Annotated in this window: 12 protein-coding genes; 1 reads left to right on the forward strand and 11 read right to left on the reverse strand. The window is 70.8% G+C overall.

Annotation, left to right across the window (positions count from 1 at the left end; genetic code table 11):
* Positions 1–107 precede the first annotated feature (107 nt).
* Positions 108–1,319: a S8 family peptidase gene (locus G3I71_RS16530; protein WP_164315460.1), complete on the reverse strand. Its 1,212-nt coding sequence runs from the start codon at positions 1,317–1,319 to the stop codon at positions 108–110.
* Between the two features lie 257 nt (positions 1,320–1,576).
* On the opposite strand from G3I71_RS16530, the gene glgP reads away from it, so the two are divergent.
* The gene (gene glgP / locus G3I71_RS16535) at positions 1,577–4,225 is read left to right on the forward strand and encodes an alpha-glucan family phosphorylase (protein ID WP_164315462.1); all 2,649 of its coding nucleotides are present in this window, start codon (positions 1,577–1,579) and stop codon (positions 4,223–4,225) included.
* A gap of 37 nt (positions 4,226–4,262) precedes the next feature.
* On the opposite strand, the gene G3I71_RS16540 is transcribed toward glgP, so the two are convergent.
* From G3I71_RS16540 to G3I71_RS52695, 10 genes are all read right to left on the reverse strand, one after another.
* Positions 4,263–6,248, reverse strand: a complete 1,986-nt coding sequence (locus G3I71_RS16540; protein ID WP_239149175.1) for a protein kinase — start codon at positions 6,246–6,248, stop codon at positions 4,263–4,265.
* A 189-nt stretch (positions 6,249–6,437) separates the two neighbouring features.
* On the reverse strand, positions 6,438–6,950 hold the full coding sequence (locus tag G3I71_RS16545; protein ID WP_164315464.1) for a DUF1990 family protein: 513 nt from the start codon (positions 6,948–6,950) through the stop codon (positions 6,438–6,440).
* A gap of 169 nt (positions 6,951–7,119) precedes the next feature.
* On the reverse strand, positions 7,120–8,781 hold the full coding sequence (locus G3I71_RS16550) for a M4 family metallopeptidase (RefSeq protein ID WP_164315466.1): 1,662 nt from the start codon (positions 8,779–8,781) through the stop codon (positions 7,120–7,122).
* A 349-nt stretch (positions 8,782–9,130) separates the two neighbouring features.
* Positions 9,131–11,134 carry a M4 family metallopeptidase gene (locus G3I71_RS16555; protein WP_343242982.1) on the reverse strand — a complete coding sequence of 668 codons (2,004 nt, stop codon included), beginning with the start codon at positions 11,132–11,134 and terminating at the stop codon, positions 9,131–9,133.
* Positions 11,135–11,489: 355 nt separating this feature from the next.
* Positions 11,490–13,232, reverse strand: coding sequence for an ABC transporter ATP-binding protein (locus tag G3I71_RS16560; RefSeq protein WP_164315470.1), 1,743 nt, complete (start codon positions 13,230–13,232; stop codon positions 11,490–11,492).
* The gene (locus tag G3I71_RS16565; protein ID WP_164315471.1) at positions 13,229–15,022 is read right to left on the reverse strand and encodes an ABC transporter ATP-binding protein; all 1,794 of its coding nucleotides are present in this window, start codon (positions 15,020–15,022) and stop codon (positions 13,229–13,231) included. Before G3I71_RS16565 ends, G3I71_RS16560 begins: the two co-directional genes overlap by 4 nt.
* A 69-nt stretch (positions 15,023–15,091) precedes the next feature.
* Positions 15,092–16,990, reverse strand: a complete 1,899-nt coding sequence (locus tag G3I71_RS16570) for an ABC transporter ATP-binding protein (protein ID WP_164315604.1) — start codon at positions 16,988–16,990, stop codon at positions 15,092–15,094.
* Between the two features lie 311 nt (positions 16,991–17,301).
* Positions 17,302–19,182, reverse strand: a complete 1,881-nt coding sequence (locus tag G3I71_RS16575; protein WP_164315473.1) for an ABC transporter ATP-binding protein — start codon at positions 19,180–19,182, stop codon at positions 17,302–17,304.
* 169 nt (positions 19,183–19,351) lie between these two features.
* Positions 19,352–20,767, reverse strand: coding sequence for a sulfatase (locus G3I71_RS16580; protein ID WP_164315475.1), 1,416 nt, complete (start codon positions 20,765–20,767; stop codon positions 19,352–19,354).
* A gap of 84 nt (positions 20,768–20,851) precedes the next feature.
* Positions 20,852–20,947 carry a putative leader peptide gene (locus tag G3I71_RS52695; protein WP_343242974.1) on the reverse strand — a complete coding sequence of 32 codons (96 nt, stop codon included), beginning with the start codon at positions 20,945–20,947 and terminating at the stop codon, positions 20,852–20,854.
* Positions 20,948–20,986 lie beyond the last annotated feature (39 nt).

Below are 20,986 nucleotides of genomic sequence, written 5' to 3' on the forward strand. Positions count from 1 at the left end.
CGGCACTTTGCCAACTACTCACGCGTATGTCCGCACCCAGGATCAGCCAGGTCGGCGAACGACATCGGCCCCGTCCGGTGGACGGGGCCGACAACGACATAGTGCCCCTAAGAGAGCGGTGTATGCAGGAGTTTGTTCGGCGAACCGGGCTTCTTGTCGGATACTTTCCCGGACGTCGCCAGAGCCGTCAGCGCCTTGGCGACTTGCGCCGGACTGGATTTCGGTTGTTCCGCCAAGTAGAGGGCCGCCGCGCCCGCCACGTGCGGCGTCGCCATCGACGTACCGGAATAGGTCACCCGGCCGGTGTCACTGGCATAGGACGCAGAGGTGATCGAGACACCCGGGGCGAACAGGTCGAGAGCCGGTCCCCAGTTCGAGAAGTCGGCCCGGGCGTCCGTCGGCCCGGTCGCGCCGACCGTGATCGCCTCCTTGACGCCGGCCGGTGAGTAGGCCTCCGCCGGCTCCCCGGCGTTCCCGGCGGCGACCGTGTACGTCACCCCGGACGCGATCGAGTTCCGTACGGCTGTGTCCAGCTGGGTGTTGTGGTGGCCGCCGAGACTCACATTGGCGACGGCGGGCTTCCTGGCGTGCTTCGTCACCCAGTCGATACCCGCGATGACCTGCGCCGTCGTGCCGCCGCCCGCGTTGTCTAGGACGCGTACGGAGACGACCCTGGCCTTCTTCGCCACGCCGAGGGCCGAGCCCGCGATCGTCGCCGCGACATGCGTGCCGTGGCCGTTCCCGTCGCCGGCCCATCTGTCGTCGCCGACGAAGTCCCAGCCGTAGCTCGCCCGCCCGCCGAAGTCCTTGTGCGAGATCCGGATACCGGTGTCGATCACGTACACCGTGACGCCCGAGCCCGCCGACTTCGGCCAGGTGTAGCTGCCGTCGAGCGGCAGGCCGGCCTGGTCGATCCGGTCCAGGCCCCAGGACGGCGGAACCTGCCGGCCGCGTTCGGAAGCGCGGTCGTACGTGATCCGGGTGTCCTGGGCGACCGAGGCCACGCGGGAGTCCGCCGCGAGGCGCCTGGCCTGTTTCTCGTTGGCCCGAACGGCGTACCCGTTGAGGACGGTGCTGTAGGTGTGGCTTATTTTCGCCCCGTACTTCGCGGCGAGTCTCTTGCCGTCCGCCGACGGAGCCCACGTACCTCCCTTGAGTGTCACCAGGTAACTTCCGCCGACGGAGCCGGGTGCGCCGGCGCCGGCTATGCGGCCCTCCGGAGCGGCCTGCGCGGGTGCGGTGATTGAAAGCACCGAAAGCACGGTCGCCGTGGTCAGGCCCGCCGCCCAGCGCAGACGTCTGGTGCACGTCCGTTTCATGCCTGGAGTTCCCCCTCCTCGGCCGCCGGCACCCGGCGGCCTTCCGGGCAGCCTCTCGTGCGGGGAGAAGTGTCACAAGGTGGCCTACGGGGGTGGAATCGGCCATATCGGCAGGCGGCCCTCATCGGGGGCGCGTAATACGCGCCATGGTTCCCGCGCGCCCTCACCGATACCGTCAGGGGGATGATGACGGGACGCACACGGTCGTGCGTCCCGGTACGTACAGGTTTGATAAGGCACGACCACCGAGGTGGAATGTGAAGGCGATCCGTCGGTTCACCGTCCGTCCCGTTCTCCCGGAACCCCTCCGGCCGCTCAGCGACCTGGCCCGCAATCTGCGCTGGTCCTGGCATGCGGAGACCCGAGAGCTCTTCCAGTCCGTCGACCCCGAGCGCTGGACCGACTCGGAGTGCGACCCCGTACGGCTCCTGGGCAGCCTCTCGCCCGAGCGGCTGACCGAACTCGCCGAGGACAGCCGTTTCCTGCGCCGCCTCACCGAGGCCGCCGACGACCTGCACGACTACGTCACCGGCACCCGCTGGTACCAGACGCAGAACCAGGGCCAGGGTCAGGGGGGTGAACTCCCGGCCGCCGTCGCCTACTTCTCTCCCGAGTTCGGCATCATGGCCGCCCTGCCGCAGTACTCCGGCGGCCTCGGCATCCTCGCCGGGGACCATCTGAAATCGGCCAGCGACCTCGGCGTACCGCTGATCGGCGTCGGGCTCATGTACCGGCACGGCTACTTCCGCCAGTCGCTCTCCCGGGACGGCTGGCAGCAGGAGACCTATCCGGTCCTCGACCCCAACGAACTCCCCGTCGCCCTCCTCAAGGAACCCGACGGCTCAGCGGCCCAGGTCTCCCTGGCCCTGCCCGGCGGCCGGTCGCTGCGGGCCCGGATCTGGCTGGCCCAGGTGGGCCGGGTGCCTCTCCTCCTCCTCGACTCGGACGTGGAGGAGAACGACCTCGGCGAGCGGGGCGTCACGGACCGGCTGTACGGGGGCGGCAGCGAGCACCGGCTGCTCCAGGAGATGCTGCTCGGCATAGGAGGAGTGCGCGCGGTCCGGACGTACTGTCGCCTGACCGGCCACCCCGCCCCCGAGGTGTTCCACACCAACGAGGGCCACGCGGGCTTCCTCGGTCTGGAGCGGATCGCCGAACTCTGCGACGAGGGGCTGGACTTCGACGCGGGGCTGGAGACGGTCCGCGCCGGGACGGTCTTCACGACGCACACGCCCGTCCCGGCCGGCATCGACCGCTTCGACCGCGAACTGGTCGCCCGCCACTTCGGCCCCGACGCCGAACTCCCGCGCATCGACGTGGAACGCGTGCTGAACCTGGGAATGGAGACCTACCCGGGCGGCGAGCCGAACCTCTTCAACATGGCGGTGATGGGCCTGCGGCTGGGCCGCCAGGCCAACGGGGTCTCGCTCCTCCACGGGCAGGTGAGCCGGGAGATGTTCGCGGGGCTGTGGCCCGGCTTCGACCCGGCCGAGGTCCCGATCACCTCGGTCACCAACGGTGTGCACGCGCCCACTTGGGTCGCGCCGGAGGTGTACAGGCTCGGCGCCCGGCAGATCGGCGCGGAGCGCACCGAGGACGCCCTGACGGTCGGCGGCTCGGACCGGTGGGACGCGGTCGCGGACATCGCCGACCAGGACATCTGGGAGCTACGACGGTCCCTGCGTGAGCAGTTGGTGGTGGAGGTACGGGAGCGGCTGCGGGCTTCCTGGCGTCAACGCGGCGCGGGTACGGCGGAGTTGGGCTGGATCGACGGGGTGCTCGACCCGGACGTCCTGACCATCGGATTCGCGCGCCGTGTCCCCTCGTACAAACGTCTGACCCTGATGCTGCGCGACCGGGACCGGTTGCTGGATCTGCTCCTTCACCCGGAACGGCCGATCCAGATCGTGATCGCCGGCAAGGCGCACCCGGCGGACGACGGCGGCAAGCGGCTGATCCAGGAGCTGGTGCGCTTCGCGGACGACCCGCGCGTCCGCCATCGCATCGTCTTCCTCCCGGACTACGGCATGGCGATGGCGCAGAAGCTGTACCCGGGCTGCGACATCTGGCTCAACAATCCTCTGCGCCCCCTGGAGGCGTGCGGCACGAGCGGGATGAAGGCGGCGCTCAACGGCTGCCTCAACCTCTCGGTCCTGGACGGCTGGTGGGACGAGTGGTTCCGGCCGGACTTCGGCTGGGCGATCCCCACGGCGGACGGCGTCGCGGGCACCGACCCCGACCACCGGGACGACGTGGAGGCCGCGGCCCTGTACGACCTGCTGGAGCAGCGCGTCACCCCGCGCTTCTACGAGCACGGCGAGACGGGCCTGCCCGACCGCTGGATCGAGATGGTCCGCGAGACCCTGACCCATCTGGGCCCGAAGGTCCTGGCCGGCCGTATGGTCCGCGAGTACGTGGAACGCCTGTACGCCCCCGCGGCCCGCGCCCACCGCACCATGACCCCGGACACGGCAAGGGAGTTGGCGGCCTGGAAGTCCCGGGTCCGCTCCGCCTGGCACACGGTGACGGTCGACCACGTGGAGACCTCGGCGGCGACCGCCCCGGCCCTGACGGCGGAACTGGGGAGCACGCTCTCGCTCCGGGTGCGGGTGGGGCTCGGTGAACTCACCCCGGACGACGTCGAGGTCCAGGCGGTCTCCGGGCGGGTCGACTCGCAGGACAGCATCACCGACGCGACGACGGTGCCCCTGAAGGCCGTCGGCGGCCCGGACCCGGAAGGGTGCTGGCTGTACGAGGGGCCGCTGTCGCTGCATCGGACAGGGCCCTACGGGTACACGGTGCGGATTCTGCCGGCGCACCGGCTGCTGGCGTCCAGCGCGGAGATGGGGCTGGTGGCGGTGCCCTCGGAGGAGCTGGGGGAGGGCGCGGGGGTTCTGATGCGGTGACCCGCGGCGTCTGGCTCTGACTGGTCCTGGCGATGCGTCAGGACCAGTTCCACGCCTGGTTGGAGTTGTCCGCGCAGCTCCACCCCTGCGTCGCGCGGCCCTCCTGCCCGGAGGTGGCGGCCTCCGCGTCCAGGCAGAAGCCGTCCGGGACGCTGATCAGTGACTGGCCGACGTACTCGCCGGCGTCGCCGAGCTGCCAGTGCTGGGCGCTCAGGCCGTCGCAGGGCCGGGCGTGGATCTTCTGGCCGTTCTGGGCGGCGGTGCCCGCGTCGGCGTCCAGGCAGAGGTGGGTGCCCTGGTTGACGACGAGGAAGGTGGAGGCCGGACCGGGAACGCGGTACAGGGCCCACTTCTGGGTGGACGTGCCCTTGCAGGTCCACACCCCGACGGTCGGGCTGTTGCGGGCATCGAGGCATCTGGTGACCAGGGCGCCGTTGTTCTCGGCCACCGTCAGTGAACCGGTGCGGATCGGCCCGCGGGCCGTGGCGTACAGGGCTTCCTTGGTCTGGGCGCCGACCCTGCCGTCCACGCTGACCCCTGCTTCGGTTTGGAAGGCCTTCACCGCGGCGAGGGTCTCCTGCCCGAACCGGCCGTCCACCGTGACGTACAGGCCGTGGCCGCCGAGGAGGAGTTGCAGGGCCTCGACGCAGTCACCGCCGGTGCCCGACGCGAGCTCCGCGGCGCAGGAGGCGGACCGGAGATCCAGTGTCGCGGGGTTCTGGTCGGTCGTCGGGCTCGACTCCGGCGGGGTCGTCGCGTCGTCCGTCTTGGACGGGGTGGGCGAGGGTTCCTTGCGCGGGGTGGCGGATGCGGACGCGGCCTGGTTCCTCGTCGTGGTCGGGGTGGGCAGCAGCTCCGGGGCGGCCGACGTACCGATACCGGTTCCGGTGGCCTCGGATGTCGGGTCGTCGTCCAGTCCCCTGAGTGCCAGGGCGACGCCCCCGGCGGCCAGGACGACCGCCGCGGCGACGGCAACCGCCGTCACCCTCCTGCGATTTCCGCGCCCTGTGGGTGTGGTGGATGTGGCGGGCGTGGCGGGTTCGGCGGCCCGGGGTGGCGCTTCGGGAAGGACCCTCGGTCTGGGCCTGCTCGCGGGTGACGGCGCCGGTGACGGCACCGGCGCCGACAACTGATGCCCGATGGCGGTCCTGAACACTGTCTCCGGTAGGGGGCGCCGTTCCGGATCCTTGTCCAGGCAGGTGCGGATGAACGCGCCGAGTTCCGCGTCGGCAGCGCCCACCTGGTCGAGGATCTCCTCGCGGGGCGGCTCGAAGGCCACCCCGAAGAGCACGTCGACGCCCGTCCCCTCACCGAACGGCGCGTGCCCCGTGACGGCGTACGTCAGGGTGGAGGCCAGCGAGAAGACGTCGGAGGCGGCGGTCACCTCGCGGCCCCTCGCCTGTTCCGGGGACATGTAGGCGGGCGTCCCGACGTTCTGGCCCGTGACGGTGATCGCGGTGCCGTCGGGGGCCTGGACGACGCCGAAGTCGATGACGCGGGCGCCGTCGGCACCCAGGATCACGTTGGACGGCTTGAGGTCGCGATGGACGAGCCCCGCCTGCCAGATCGACTCGATCGCGCGCCCGACGTCGGCGAGCAGCCGCCAGGCCGCCGCCGGATCGATCGGCCCGCGCGCGTTGACGACGTCGGCGAGGGTGGGCCCCGGTATGTACTCGGTGGCGACCCAGACCAGGTCCTCCTCGCACCCGCTGCCCAGCAGCCGCACGATGTGCGCGCCCTGGATGCTGTCCAGCGCGCCGACCTCCCGCTCGAAACGCCTCCGGAAGAGCGGGTCCTCCGCGTACTCGGGCCGGATCACCTTCACGGCGGCCAGACCCGTCCCGCCGGTGGTGTCCCGGCCCAGATAGACCCGGCCCATGCCGCCGCTGCCGAGCAACGACTCCAACAGGTACGGGCCGGCCTGCCTCGGATCGTTCCTGCGCAGCGGGACCACGGGAGGCGGTTCCATACCGGCCGCCGCGTAGGCCAACTCTTCGGTGCGGCTGGGGTGCTGGGGTGGCATGAGGGCCCTGGTCTCTCGGGTGGCACGTGAGATCGAGAGATTAGCGCAGCACGCCTGTGCGAAACGAAGGGTTGGGCCGGTTCCGCGGGTCGGAATTCGCGCAGTCGCCCGGTCGTCTCGGCCCGTGTGAGTCCCCGTCAGTGCTCGACCAGCGCTCGGCCGGTGCCCGCCGGTCCGTGTGAGTCCGCGTCAGTCCTCTTCGTATCCCCCGCACAGCCGCCGCAGGACCACCCCGCACCGCCGTGCATAAGCATGCTGGAACCCACGCGTCGCGGGCCCGCCCGCCTTGGCGTACCACTTCGCGGGGCGGCTGAACGCGCTGATCGTCAGCCACACCGTGCCGTCGCCCGTGCGGTCCACGACGAACGACTCCTCGCCGGACTCGGGGTGACCGGCCAGCGTGCCGTACGCCCAGCCGGCGCGGCGGTATTCCTCCACCGTCCAGACCACGCGGCAGGGGGCCTTTATGACGCCGGCGAGGGTGACCGTCACGTCGACGTCCGGGGCGGCCCGTTCGGAGCTCGCGTCGATGCCCACGCCCATCGCACGGTGCATCTCCCAGGTGAGGACGGCCTCGGCGGCCCGCCGGAAGACTGCCTCGCCCTCGCCGAGGCGGGTGCGCACATGCATGGGGCGGAAGCCGGGCGGGCAACGGAAGCCGCGGTCGCGCGTCGCGCCGACGTCCGCGTACGTGAAGGACATGGGGCCCAAGGGTAGGGCGGGGGGTGCGGGTGGCCGTGCGGCGGGGTGCGGGATTCGGACACACGTACGGCGGGGCGGTACCCGGAAATGCCTTCGCTCCGGGTACCGCCCCGCCGGTCACCTGCTCACCTGCCGCTCATACCGAGCGGCGTGTGTCACGCGCCACTTGTCACGCGGTGACGTTGACCGCGGCCCAGGCCGCGTTCACGGCCGCGTACTCCGTGCTGCTGGCGCCGTACAGGGCCGAGGCCGCCGACAGGGTCGCCGTGCGGGCGCCCTTGTAGTTGGTCGTCGACGTCATGTACGTGGTCAGCGCCTTGTACCAGATCTGGACGGCCTTGGCGCGGCCGATGCCCGTGAGCGTGGAACTGTTGTACGTCGGGGAGTTGTAGCTGACCCCGTTGATCGTCTTCGAACCGCTGCCCTCGGAGAGAAGGTAGAAGAAGTGGTTCGCGGGACCCGACGAGTAGTGGACGTCGAGGTTCTTGACGGTGGACGACCAGTAGTTGGCCGAGCCGCCGTCCTTGCTCGGCTGGTCCATGTAACGCAGCGGCGAGCCGTCGCCGTTGATGTCGATCTCCTCGCCGATGAGGTAGTCACCGACGTCGGAGGAGTTCGCCGCGTAGAACTCGACGGCCGTGCCGAAGATGTCCGAGGTGGCCTCGTTCAGGCCGCCGGACTCGCCCGAGTAGTTCAGGCCGGCCGTGTTGGCGGTGACGCCGTGGGTCATCTCGTGGCCGGCCACGTCCAGCGAGGTGAGCGGGTGCGTGTTGCTCTCGCCGTCGCCGTACGTCATGCAGAAGCAGCTGTCGTCCCAGAACGCGTTGACGTACGCGCTGCCGTAGTGGACGCGGGAGTAGGCGGCGACACCGTTGTTCTTGATGCCGGAGCGGCCGAACGTGTTCTTGTAGAAGTCCCACGTCGTCTGCGCGCCGTACGCGGCGTCGACAGCCGCGGTCTGGTCGGTGGTCGAGCTGGACGCCGCGCCGGTGCCCCAGGTGTCGTCGGCGTCGGTGAACAGGGTGCCGGCGGACGTGGTGGTGGCGTGCGCCTTGTTGTACGTCTTGTGGCTGCCGCGCGTGCCGTCGGTCAGCTGGTACGTCGAGCCCGACAGCGTCGTGCTCAGCGAGACCGTGCCCGAGTACAGGCTCTTGCCGGTGCCGGTCTCGATGCCCTGGTACTCGTACAGCTTCTTGCCGGTGGCCGCGTCGGTGATGACGTGCAGCTCGTTCGGGGTGCCGTCCTCCTGGAGGCCGCCGACGACGGTCTCGTAGGCGAGGGTCGGGGTGCCCGAGGCGGCCCAGATCACCTTGCGGGGGGCGTTGGACGCCTCCGACTTTGTGGAGCCGGCCTTCTTGGCGAGCGTGACGGCCTGCTTCTCGACGGCGGCCGTGGTGACCTCGGGGGTGAGGTCGGCGACCTTGATGGCCGCGTTGTGCGCTCTGGTCACGCCCTTGGTCACACCGGCCGCGTTCTCGTGCACGACGAGGTCGCCGCCGAGGACCGGCAGACCCGCGTAGGTGCGCTCGTACCGGGTGTGCACGGTGCCGTCGGCGTCCTTGAGGACGTCACGGACGACGAGCTTCTCCTTGGCGCCGAGGCCTATCTCGTGGGCGGTCGCCGGGGCTTCGGCGGCGGCTTCCTTGATGAGGGCCGTGCGCGCGGCGGGGGACAGCGTGACCGGGACGGCGGAGACCTTGGCCTGGGTGCCGGCCGGCTCGCTCTGCGCGGAGGCGCCGGTGGTCAGACCGGAGGAGAGGAGGGCTCCGGCCGCGACGGCGGTGGCGATGGCGAGCGTGGTGCGCTTGTGACGCGCGTAGAGGGGGGTCACGCGAACTCCTTTTGTGGGGGTTCCGGGCGGTCTTGGGGTGATCACCCGGAAGTACTTGTGAAGTTGGAGTGCTGCTGCGGCGTGCGTTGGAAGAGTGACATTGGGGCCGCGTACATGTCAGGACCCCAAAGTGATGTTGGCCGAAAATCGACTGTCAGCCGAACGTTTCATGCATGTAACACGACGCGATCGTGGTAAAGCGAGAACAAAGATCGAGCACGGTGCCAACAAAAGCGCAGTACAAGGGCCGCAAAGGAAGCGCCGCCCCGGGGAGTTGATCCACCGGGACGGCGCCCTGCCGATTACGGGTCCTGAACGGGGCTCGAACGGGCCCTTAACCGCTGTGTGTTCAGGCGGACGGGAAGGTGATCTTCCAGCCGTTGATCTTGCCGGTGTCCTGCGCCGCCTTGTCCTGGACCCTCAACACCCAGGTCCCGTTGGCGACCTCGGAGGACGCGTTGACCGTGTACGCCTCGGTCACGTTGTCCGCCGAGTCCGAGGAGCTGAACGGCTTCAGGTTGTAGACCGAGCCGTCCGGCGCCACCAGGTCGACGACGAGGTCGCCGCGCCAGGTGTGCGTGATGTTCGGCGTGACCACCAGGTTGGTCGGCGCGTTCCCGGTGATGCCGGTGACCGCGAGCGACGAGGTCACGGCAGCGCCGTTGTCCGGAATCGATACGACGGTCGCGGACTCGAAGGAGGTGCCGGTGCCACCGCCACCACCGCCCGGACGCGTACCGACGTTGATACCGGCCCACGCGTTCTGCACGGCCGTGTACTCGGCGCTGGTCGTGCCGTACAGCTCACCGGTCGCCGCGAGGGTGCCGGTGCGGGCCGCCGCGTAGTTGGTGGTCGTCGTGAACTTCGTGCTGAGCGCGCGGAACCAGATCTTCTCCGCCTTGTCCCGGCCGATGCCGGTCACCGCGAGCCCGTCCGAGGTGGGCGAGTTGTAGCTGACGCCGTTGATGGTCTTGGCGCCGCTGCCCTCGCTCAGCAGGTAGAAGAAGTGGTTCGCCGGGCCGGACGAGTAGTGCACGTCCAGGTTGCCGACGCCCGAGTACCAACTGTCCGCCGAGCCGCCGTCCTTGCTCGGCTTGTCCATGTAGCGCAGCGGCGTGCCGTCGCCGTTGATGTTGATCTCTTCGCCGATGAGGTAGTCACCGACGTCGGAGGAGTTGTTCGCGTAGAACTCGACAGCGGTGCCGAAGATGTCCGAGGTGGCCTCGTTGAGACCGCCGGACTCACCGCTGTAGTTGAGGCCCGCGGTGTTGGCGGTGACGCCGTGCGTCATCTCGTGGCCGGCCACGTCGATCGAGGTCAGCGGGTTGGTGTTGCCCGATCCGTCGCCGTACGTCATGCAGAAGCAGCTGTCCTGCCAGAAGGCGTTGACGTACGCGTTGCCGTAGTGGACGCGCGAGTACGCGGCCACGCCGTCGCCCTTGATGCCGGTGCGGCCCTGGACGTTCTTGTAGTAGTCCCAGGTGAGCGCCGCGCCGTAGTGGGCGTCGGCGCCGGCCGACTCCAGGTTGGACGCGAGGCCGTTGCCCCAGATGTCGTCCGGGCCCGAGAAGAGGGTGCCGGTGCCGGAGGTGCCGCGGTTCAGGTTGTACGTCTTGTGGCCGCCGCGCGCGCCGTCGGTCAGGTTGTACGTCGAACCCGACTGCGTGGTGGTGAGGGCGACCGCGCCGCTGTACACCGTGTTGCCGGTGCCGGTCTCGACGCCCTGGTACTCGAAGAGCTTCTTGCCGGTGGCCGCGTCGGTGATGACGTGCAGCTCGTTCGGGGTGCCGTCGTGCTGGAGACCGCCGACGACCGTCTCGAACGCGAGCACCGGGGTGCCCGAACCGGCCCAGATGACCTTCCTGGGCTCCTTGGTGAGCCTCGGGCTCTTCGACTCGGCCTTCGCGGCGGTCAGCGCCTGCTTCTCCGCCTTCGCGACGGGCAGCGAGGCCTTCGTCGTCGCGACCTTGATGGTGGCCCGGGCCGCCTTCACGACGCCTTCCGTGACACCCGACTTGGCGGTGTCGACGATCAGGTCGCCGCCGAGGACGGGGAGTCCGTCGTACGTGCGCTCGTACCGGGTGTGCACGGTGCCGTCGCCGTCCTTGAGGACGTCACGGACGACGAGCTTCTCCTTGGCGCCCAGGCCGAGTTCCCGGGCTGTCTCCACCTTGGTGGAATTGGCCTCGGCCAGCAGTGCGGCGCGCTGCGCGGGGGACAGCTTGACGGACTCGGCGCCCGGTATGACCTTGCCCGCGGCCGACGGTGCCTTCACCGGGGCTGCGGTGGCGGCACCGGACTGGACTGCCGCTGCCAGTAGGGCGGTCACCGCGACGAGGGCGCCGGTGGCGATCCGTCGCTGGGCGGAGCGGGAGAACTCGGTGGAGGTGGCGTGGGGGGCGCGTCTGTGGGGCTGGCGTCTCAACACTGACTCCTTCTGCGTGGCCGCCGGTCGAACGGCCAGGGGGGACCGAACGGTGGTCGTCCGTTCGGGGCAGAACAGGTGCGTGCGGATCGCGACGACGAACACAGCGGTGTTGCTGTGGAGTTGCTGTGAAGTCGCCGTGGGAAGAGTGGCAGGCGGGGCCGTACGCTGTCAGGACCGCGTCAATAAGTTGGCTGGAAAAGGTTCGTTGTCCGGTTGGTCATGTTCGGTATACGGGCTATTCAATCTTTGCATTGAATCGATCTTCTCTGCCGAAGCCTGGCTACTGCTCCCCGTGCCACGACCGCCACAGAGCCGCGTACGCCCCGTCCGCCGCCACCAGACCCTCGTGCGTGCCGAGTTCGGTGATCAGCCCGCCCTCCATCACGGCCACCCGGTCCGCGTCGTGCGCGGTGTGCAGCCGGTGCGCGATCGCGATCACCGTCCGCCCTTCGAGTACGGCGGCCAGCGCGCGCTCCGTATGACGTGCGGTCGCCGGATCGAGCAACGCCGTCGCCTCGTCCAGGATCAGCGTGTGCGGGTCGGCCAGCACCACACGGGCCAGCGCCAGTTGCTGGGCCCGCGAACCGTCGGTCGACTCCCCGTCGGGGCCCAGCCCGGTGTCCAGCCCGGCCGGCAGCTCACGCACCCAGCCGGCCGCGCCGACAGCGGCCAGCGCGGCCCACAACTCGGCGTCCGTGGCGTCCGGTTCGGCGATCAGCAGATTCTCCCGGACCGTGCCCAGGAAGACATGGTGCTCCTGCGTGACGAGCACGACCTGCCGCCGCAGCTCCTCGGGCCCGAGCGAGGAGATCGGTACGCCGCCCACCGTCACCGTGCCCGAACGCGGCTCGTCGATCCCCGCCAGCAACCGGCACAACGTCGTCTTGCCCGCACCCGACGGCCCCACCACCGCGAGGCGTTCACCCGGCCGCACCGTCAGATCGACCCCGCGCAGGACCTCGCCCCCACGGTCGTACGCGTACCGCACCCCCGTCACGTCGATCCGGTCGCCCACCGGCACAGGGGAAGCCTCCGACCCGCCCTTCGGCGCCCGCCCGAGTCCCTCCACCCGCGCGAACGAGGCACTGCTGGACTGCAGTTGCTCCATCCACGTCAGCACCTCGTCGAGCGGCGCCTCCAACTGCCGCAGATACAGGGCAGCCGCCACGACCGCGCCCAGACTGATCGCCCCCCGCCCGTGCAACGCGCCGCCCACCACCAGCACGACGACCACGGGAAGGACGTACGACACCTCCACGGGCGGAAAGAACACGGTCCGCAGATACAGCGTGTGCAGACGCCTGAGCCGGGAGTGGTCCAGCGCCTCCCGGCTCACCGCCACCCGCCGCTCCGCCAGCCCGAACGCCTCGACCGTGCGCGCCCCCGACGCGGTCGCCGAGAGAATTTCAGCCACTTCGGAGTTCGCGGAACCCTCCGCGAGATAGGCGGTGCGCGCCCGGCGCAGATACCAGCGCAGCGCGAACCAGATGCCGCTCTGCGCGAGCACAGCGGCCAGGCCGAGCAGCGGATCGAGCGCGAACACGGCGCCGACGATGAACAGACACTGCACCGAGGCGATGAGCAGATCCGGCCCGGCATCACGCAACGTCGTGCCGACCGTGCCGACGTCGGCCGTCCCCCGGGCCGTGAGATCGCCGGTCCCGGCCCGCTCCACCACCGACGCGGGCAGCGCGAGCGCCCGGTCCACGAACTCCTCCCGCACCCGCGCGAGCGTCCGCTCCCCGAACCGGTAGCCCACGTTCCGTGCCCAGCGCGCCAGCAGCAACTGGCCCACCGCGCACCCCACGATGACCAGCCCGAGCCGGTCCACGACCGAGACCCCGGCACCCGCCCGCACCTCGTCGATGATCCGCCCGAGCAGCCAGGGCGCGACGAGCCCGGCACCGGCGGCCAGCGAGTTCAACAGCAGAAGCGCGACGAAGGCACGGGTGTCGGCGCGGATCAGCCGGACGGCGGCCCGGCGTACGTCGGCCGCCGAGGCGATGGGCAGTTGGGCACTCACCGTACGGACTCCTCGACACTCGCCAGGCCCTCGTCGCCCGCCAGGTCGGTCGGGCCCTCTTCCTCGTCCAGCTCGTCCGGCTCGTCCGTGTCGCGCGCCACCAGGGCCCGGTATCCCGGTTCCTCCGCGAGCAGCCGCTGATGACTGCCGACGGCCGCCGCCTTGCCGTCGACCAGGTAGTACACGGTGTCCGCCCGGTCCAGCATCAGCGGTGAGGTGGAGGCCACGACGGTCGTCCGGTCCGTGCGCTCGCCCCGCTCCGCGCGCAGCCGGTCCGCGACGGCGGCCTCGGTGTGCGCGTCCAGCGCCGAGGTCGGCTCGACGGCGAGCAGTACCTCGGGGTCGGCGAGCAGCGCCCGCACCAGTCGTACGCGCTGGCGCTGCCCACCGGAGAGGTTGCGGCCCTGCGCGTCGATCGCCGAGTCCAGCCCCTCCGGCAGCCCGAGGACGATGTCGTCGGCGACTGCCGCGCGCACCGCCCGCGCGATGGCCTCCTCGCCCGGCTCCCCGCGCCCGGAGACCAGTTCGCGCAGGGTCCCGGCGAACAGGTCGGCCTCGTTGTCGGCGACCAGGATGCGGGCGCGCACCTGGGCGAGGGCGACCGCGTCGAGCCGTACGCCGCCCCAGGTCGCCGCCGACGGCGCGAACCTGCCGAGCCGGTCGACGACCGCGGCGGCATCGGCGGGCCGGGCACCGGCGAGCGCGGTCAGCCGCCCCGGCACGACGGTCACGCCGGAGTCGGGGTCGTGCAGCTCGGACGGCGACGCGGGCGCGTCCACCCCCGGGCCGCCGCTGTCGTCGTCCGGCTCAAGTGCCAGGAACCGTACGACCCGTCGGGCGGCCACCAGGGCGCGGCTGATCTGGAAACCGCACTCGATGAAGAACGCCACCGGCATGATCAGCACGGCGACATAGCCGTACACCGACACCAACTCGCCCACGGTGATGGCCCCTTGGGCGGCCAGCCGGGCCGCGAGCCAGGTCACCACGGCCAGGAACAGCGTGGGCAGCCCGACCCCGAGCGCCTGGATCCAGCTGCTCACGGCCCCGACCCGGTACCCCTGCTCCTGGAGGCGGCGCGAGTCACGCCGGAAGGCGTCGGCGAACAGCCCTTTCCCGCCAAGGCCGTTGAGGACCCGCAGTCCACCCGAGAGGTCCCCGATCCGGGCGGTCAGGACGCCCTGCCGCTCCCGGTACGACGACTCCACGCCCTGGAGCCGCCCGAGCAGCGGTCCGACGAGCACGGCGAGGACGGGCACCCCGAGCAGGATCACGGCGGCGAGCGTCGGCGACACCGACAACAGCAGTCCGGCTACCACGCTGTAGGAGACCATCGAGCCGATGCCGGGCCCGACGAAGGTCAGAGACTGGGCGATCGTCGTCACATCGCCGACGCCGATCGTGACGACCTCCCCTGCCCCGACCTGCCGGGGCAGCGCGGCCCCCAGCCGCACGGCCTGCCCGACCACGACCTTGACCGTACGGAAGTTGGCGTCCATCCGGATGCGGGTCATCGTGCGGTGCCGCATGATGCTCAGCCACGCACTGAACGTCCCGGCGGCGAGCATCGCGCCCGCCCAGCCGGCCAGCACGGCCTGGTCGCCCGGTTCGAGACCGTCGTCGACGGCCCGGGACATCAGATACGGCGACAGCGCCATCAACGTCGTCCAGGTACTGGCCAGCAGCGCCCCGACCGCGGACCGCCGCCACTGCTGCCGCACCAGCCACACCAGATAGCGGGCGGGGCCGCGGGAGTCGGGCGTGCCTGGATCCTCGTACGCGTCGATCATTACCTTCTCGTCCCCCGTCCTGTCCCCGTCCCGTCCTGCGCCTGCAAGATCACGCACACACTCACGACCTCACGCCAGGCTGTCCCGCCAGGCCCGGTGCAGGTCCGCGAACCGGCCCGTACCGGCGATGAGTTCGGCCGGGGCGCCGTCCTCGACGACCCGCCCGTGCTCCATCACCAGCACCCGGTCGGCGATCTCGACGGTCGACAGCCGGTGTGCGATCACGACGGCCGTACGCCCCTTCAGGACCGTCGACATCGCGCGCTGCACGGCCCGTTCACCCGGGATGTCGAGCGAACTGGTCGCCTCGTCGAGGATCAACACTGCCGGATCGGCGAGCAACGCCCGTGCGAACGCGACCAGTTGGCGCTGCCCGGCGGAGATACGGCCACCTCGCTTGCGTACGTCCGTGTCGTAGCCCTCGGGCAGCGCGGTGATGAAGTCGTGGGCGCCGATCGCCTTGGCCGCGCGCTCGATCTCCTCGCGCGGGGCGTCCGGGGCGCCGACGGCGATGTTGTCGGCGACGCTGCCGGAGAACAGGAAGGCCTCCTGCGTCACCATCACGACCCCGCGCCGCAGATCGGTGCCCGACAGGTCGCGCAGCTCGACGCCGTCGAGGCGGACATGTCCCTCGGTGGGGTCGTAGAAGCGGGCGAGCAGCTTGGCCAGGGTGGACTTGCCGGCGCCGGTCGAGCCGACGACCGCGACGGTCTGCCCGGCCGGGAGGGTGAGGTCGAAGCGGGGAAGCACCTCGCCGCCGGTGCGGTAGGCGAACCGGACCCCGTCGAAGACGACCTCACGACCCGGGTGCTCGGACTCGAGTACCGGAAGCTCGCGCGGAGTCGACGGCTCCGGGACCGAGGGCACCTGGGCGAGCAGCCCGGAGATCTTCTCCAGGGAGGCGGTGGCCGACTGGTACGAGTTGAGGAACATGCCGAGCCGGTCGATGGGGTCGTACAACCGGCGCAGGTACAGCACGGCGGCGGCCAGCACACCCAGCTCCAGCGTGCCGTCCGCGACCCGGTGGGCGCCCCACAACACCATCGCGGCGACAGCGGAGTTGGCGACGACCCGGGAGCCGACGACATAGCGGGCCATCTCCAGGATCGCGTCGCCGTTCTTCCGCTCGTGATGCCGGTTGAGAGCCTCGAACTCCGCGTCGTTGGCGGCCTCGCGGCGGAACGCGCGCACCGGCCGGATGCCGTTCATCGTCTCGACGAACTTGACGATGACGGAGGCGATCGCGGTGGACCGCAGTCCGTACACCCGGCCGGCCCGGCGCCGGTAGAGCCGGACGAGGAGGTACAGCGGCACGAAGGAGGCGACGGCGAGCGCGCCGAGGCTCAGATCCAGCCAGAGCAGGACGGCCGAGATGTAGGCGAACGACAGGGCGATGGTGACGAGTTCCTGGAGCCCGTCGTTCAGCAGCTCGCGCAGCGACTCGACGTCCGCCGTGGAACGGGAGATCAGACGGCCCGAGGTGTAGCGCTCATGGAAGTCGAGGCTGAGGGCCTGCGCGTGCCGGAAGATACGCCCGCGCAGATCGAGCAGCGCGTCCTGACTCACCCGGGCGGCGGCGGAGACGAACCAGTACTGCAGCGCGCCCGAGGCCAGCGCGCAGAGCAGATAACCGACCCCGACGCCGACGAGCGGCCCGTTGTCGTGGTCGCGAAGGGCCGGTACGGCACGGTCGATGGCGTACGCGACGAGCAGCGGGCCCGCCTGGACGGCCGCCTGCTGGAGCAGCAGAAGTACGGCGGTCAGGGCGACGCGCCCCTTCATCGGGGCGAGGAGGGACCGGAGCAGGTTCGCGGTGGCGCCCTTGGGGGTGGGCAGGTCGTCCTGGTCGAAGGGGTCGGCGGGGGCGGAGGGCCGGGGAGCGGCGGGGGCGCCTTTGGCGTCCGGCGCGGTGCCCGTGTCGGACACCAGCTTGGCGTCCGGGTCGGTGTCCGGCTGGGTGTCCGACATGGTGTCCGGGGCGGTGTTCGGCCTGGCGTTCGGCGCGGCGTTCTGGCCGGTGTCCGGGTCGGCGTTCAGCTGGGTGTTCGGTCCGATGTTCGGCTTGGCGCTCGGCGCGGCATCCGGTCCTGCGTGCCGCGCGGCGTCCTGCCCGTTGTCCGGTCCGGCGTCCGGCCTGGTGCTCGGCGCGGCGTTCTGGCCGGTGTCCGGGTCGGCGTTCAGATCGGCGTCCGGCCTGGTGTCCGGCCTGGTGCCCGGGCCAGTGTTCGGCCCGGGGGGCTGTTCGTCGTCGGGGGTCGGCGCGGTGGTCGTGGGCGCCGTCATCGGGCGGCCTCCTCGAAGCTGTCGGTGCTGTCGGTGCCGTGGGGGGTGTCGCCGCGGTCGGTCCTCTCGTCCGCGCCGGCCATCAGCCAGGCGTACTCGGCGTTCGTCCGCAGGAGTTCGTGATGCGTGCCCACGGCGGCGATCCGGCCGCCGGACAGGAGGGCGACGCGGTCGGCGAGCAGGACCGTGGACGGGCGGTGCGCCACGATCAGGGCCGTGGTGTCGGCGAGGACCCGGCGCAGCGCGGCCTCGACGGCGGCCTCCGTGTGCACGTCCAGCGCGGACAGTGGGTCGTCGAGGACGAGGAACCGGGGCTTGCCCACGACCGCCCGGGCCAGCGCGAGCCGCTGCCGCTGGCCGCCGGACAGACTGAGGCCCTGCTCACCGACCTGGGTGTCCGACCCCTGCGGAAGCGAGTGCACGAAATCGGCCTGCGCCACGGAGAGCGCGTGGCGCAACTCGGCCTCGCCGGCGGAATCCTGGGCCCCCATGAGGACGTTGGCGCCGACGCTCGCCGAGAAGAGGGTGGGTTCCTCGAAGGCGACGGCGACCAGGGCACGCAGCTCTTCCCTGGGCAGGGCGGAGATGTCGTGCCCGTCGAGGGTGATGCGCCCCGAGGTCACCTCGTGCAGCCGGGGGACGAGCGCCGTGAGCGTGGTCTTGCCGCTGCCGGTCGTGCCGACGAGGGCCATGGACTCGCCGGGCCGGATGTGGAGGTCGACGCGGTCGAGGACGGGAGGGGAGTCGGCGGGGGCGTCGGGATACCGGAAGGAGACGTCGTGGAAGCGGAGCCCGCGGTCGGCGCCCGAGGAATCGGAGGCAGAGGCAGGGTGATGAGCACCGGGGTGGAGCATTTCCCCCTCACCCTCCGGATCCTCGTCCATCACCTCGAAGTACCGTTCCGTGGCGGTGGCCGCGTCCTGGCTCATCGCGAGGAGGAAGCCGATGGAGTCGACGGGCCAGCGCAGGGCGAGGGCCGTCGACAGGAAGGCGACCAGCGTGCCGGCCGACAGATCACCGTCGGCGACCTGCACGGTCCCCAGCACGAGCGCCGACCCGATCGCCAGCTCCGGCAGCGTGACGATCACCGCCCAGATCGCCGACAGCAGCCGGGCCTTGTGCAACTCGGTCCCGCGCAACGTCCCCGACAGCTCACGGAACGCCCGCGCCTGACTCCTGTGTCGTCCGAACCCCTTGATGATCCGGATGCCGAGCACGCTCTCCTCGACGACCGTCGTCAGGTCGCCCACCTGGTCCTGTGCGCGCCGGGCCACGAGGTGGTAGCGCCGCTCGAAGACGATGCACACGATCAGGACGGGGATGGCGGGCCCCAGGATCACCAGCCCCAGCGACCAGTCCTGGGCCAGCATGATGATCACGCCGACGAGGATCGTCACCGCGTTGACGAACAGGAACGTCAGCGGAAACGCGAGGAACATCCGCAGCAGCATCAGGTCCGACGTCGCCCGGGACAGCAACTGCCCTGACGGCCACCGGTCGTGGAAGGCGACAGGCAGCCGCTGGAGCCGCCGGTACAGAGCCGCCCGCATCGCTGCCTCGACCCCGGCCAGCGGCCGGGCCACCAGCCACCGCCGCAGCCCGAACAACAGCGCCTCCCCGAGCCCGAGGAGCAGCAGCCACAGCGCCCCGAACCACACACCGCGCGAGTCACGGTCGGCGATCGGCCCGTCCACCATCCACTTCAGGACGAGCGGGATCACCAACCCCATACAGGACGCGAGGACCGCGACGAAGGCGGCTGTGAACAGCCGTGCGCGCACCGGCCGCACATAGGGCCACAGGCGCAGCAGAGTGCGTACGGCGGAACGGCCGGCGTGGACCTCGGGGTCCTTTGCGGTTGCACGTGTCGTGGGCATCGATCCGAGCCTACAAACCACCACTGACAGTGCCTACCGAGTTTTGACCCGAACCCGGTCGGCCGAAGGTCCTACGACCTGCGTGTTCGAGAAGTCGTACCCTGACCCGCAGAGGACCTGACCCGCAGAGGACCTGACCCGCACAGACCCTGACCAACCTGCACAGGCCCTAACTCGGATACGGCAGCAGCCCGTTCGCGATCGTCTCCCACGCGGCTTTCAGCTCGGCGAGCAACTCGGGTTTGTCGGGGGCCAGATCGGCCTGCTCGCGCTGGTCGGCGGCCAGGTTGTACAGGTGGTCGGTCTTGGCGGCGTCCTGGTAGTACTTCCAATCCCCGCGCCGGAGCGCCCGGTTGGCCCGCACCCGCCAGAACAGGTCCCGCTCGGGCAGCTCCTGGCCCCGCAGCAGGTACCCGGCGAGACTCGTCCCGTCCAGCGGGTAGGCAGGGTCGGGCCGGGCGCCGCCCAGCTCCAGGAAGGTCGCCGTCCAGTCGGGGGAGAGGTTCGGCTCGTGACTGACCTGACGGCCGTCGATTCCCGCAGGCCAGCGCACGATGGTCGGCACCCGGATGCCACCCTCCTGGAGCACGAACTTCTCACCGCTCAGCGGCCACAGGTACGACCAGCGCTCCCCGCCGTTGTCGCTGGCGAAGTACACCAGCGTGTTCTCCTCCTGCCCCGACCGGCGCAGGGCGGCGAGCACCTCGCCGACGGCCGCGTCCAGGCTCTGCACCATCTGCGTGTACTTCTCGACCGAGCCGCCGTCGTAGTGGTTGAGGGCCTTGGTGACGTCGGCCTGGCTCTTCGCGGCCCGGATCTTCGCGGCGATCTCGGCACCGGTCGCCTCGTCGCCCTCGGCGAGCCAGGGCCAGTGCGGGGTCGTGAAGTTGAGGTTGAGCAGCCAGGGCTTGGCACCGTGGTCCCGGCCGACGTACTCGACGGCCCGCTCGGTCAGGACCTCCGTGTAGTACCGCAGGTCCTGGTACTCGGCGTCGCCCTCGTAGAGGTCGTGGTCGCCGAGCTGCCCCAGCTTGGAGAAGTACTCCAGCACACCGCCGTGATTGCCGAAGAACTCGTCCCACCCCGACCTGGTGGGGCTGTAGTCGGGCAGCCAGCCGCAGTGCCACTTGCCGATTAGCGCGGTGGCGTAGCCGGACTTCTTCAACAGGGAGGCGAGTGTGGGGTGTTCGGGGTCGAGTCCTTGCGTCCTGTTCGCGATGGGCTCGGCGAGCCCGCCCGGCGTACGGCCCGGATAGCGCCCGGTGTACAGGCTGAACCGTGTCGGCGAGCAGGTGGCGGACCCCGAGTAGGCATCGGTGAACCGGACGCCCTGCCGGGCCAGCCGGTCCAGGTGGGGCGTCCTGATGTGCGGGGCGCCGTAGGAGGAGAGGTCGGCCCAGCCGAGGTCGTCACCGAGGATGACCAGGAAGTTGGGGCGGCGCCTGCCGTGCTGTCCGGCGTCACGGGCCTGGAACGGGCGCTCGGCGGAGGCGGCAGCGGCGGGGGCGGCACCGGCGGCGGAAACGGCGGTGACGGCACCGCCACCGACCAGGCCACCGAACGTACGGCGGGATATTTCGGGCATGCGGTGGTTCCTTGGGGCAGAGGGGGCCCGCGAAGGGGACACCTAAGGGGAGAACGGAGGAAACGAGGTGGGGAGACCGTGGGCTCAGCGACAGATGGCGCTGGACTGCCGGCACAGGTCGACATGGCGCCGCTCCACCAGCGCGACGTACGCGCAGCGGTGATCGGCGGAAGTCCTCATGGTCATGGACGGTGCCAGGGGGACGACGGGGGCGTCAAG

The organism is Streptomyces sp. SID12501 (assembly GCF_010550245.1).
GTDB lineage: Bacteria > Actinomycetota > Actinomycetes > Streptomycetales > Streptomycetaceae > Streptomyces.

Bases quoted from the DNA above. Each gene is read 5' to 3' on its own strand.
- G3I71_RS16575 (WP_164315473.1), bottom strand. From the start codon at position 19,182: ATGCCCACGACACGTGCAACCGCAAAGGACCCCGAGGTCCACGCCGGC.
- G3I71_RS16540 (WP_239149175.1), bottom strand. From the start codon at position 6,248: ATGCCACCCCAGCACCCCAGCCGCACCGAAGAGTTGGCCTACGCGGCG.
- G3I71_RS16580 (WP_164315475.1), bottom strand. From the start codon at position 20,767: ATGCCCGAAATATCCCGCCGTACGTTCGGTGGCCTGGTCGGTGGCGGT.
- G3I71_RS16565 (WP_164315471.1), bottom strand. From the start codon at position 15,022: ATGATCGACGCGTACGAGGATCCAGGCACGCCCGACTCCCGCGGCCCC.
- G3I71_RS16570 (WP_164315604.1), bottom strand. From the start codon at position 16,990: ATGTCGGACACCCAGCCGGACACCGACCCGGACGCCAAGCTGGTGTCC.
- G3I71_RS16530 (WP_164315460.1), bottom strand. From the start codon at position 1,319: ATGAAACGGACGTGCACCAGACGTCTGCGCTGGGCGGCGGGCCTGACC.
- G3I71_RS52695 (WP_343242974.1), bottom strand. From the start codon at position 20,947: ATGAGGACTTCCGCCGATCACCGCTGCGCGTACGTCGCGCTGGTGGAG.
- G3I71_RS16545 (WP_164315464.1), bottom strand. From the start codon at position 6,950: ATGTCCTTCACGTACGCGGACGTCGGCGCGACGCGCGACCGCGGCTTC.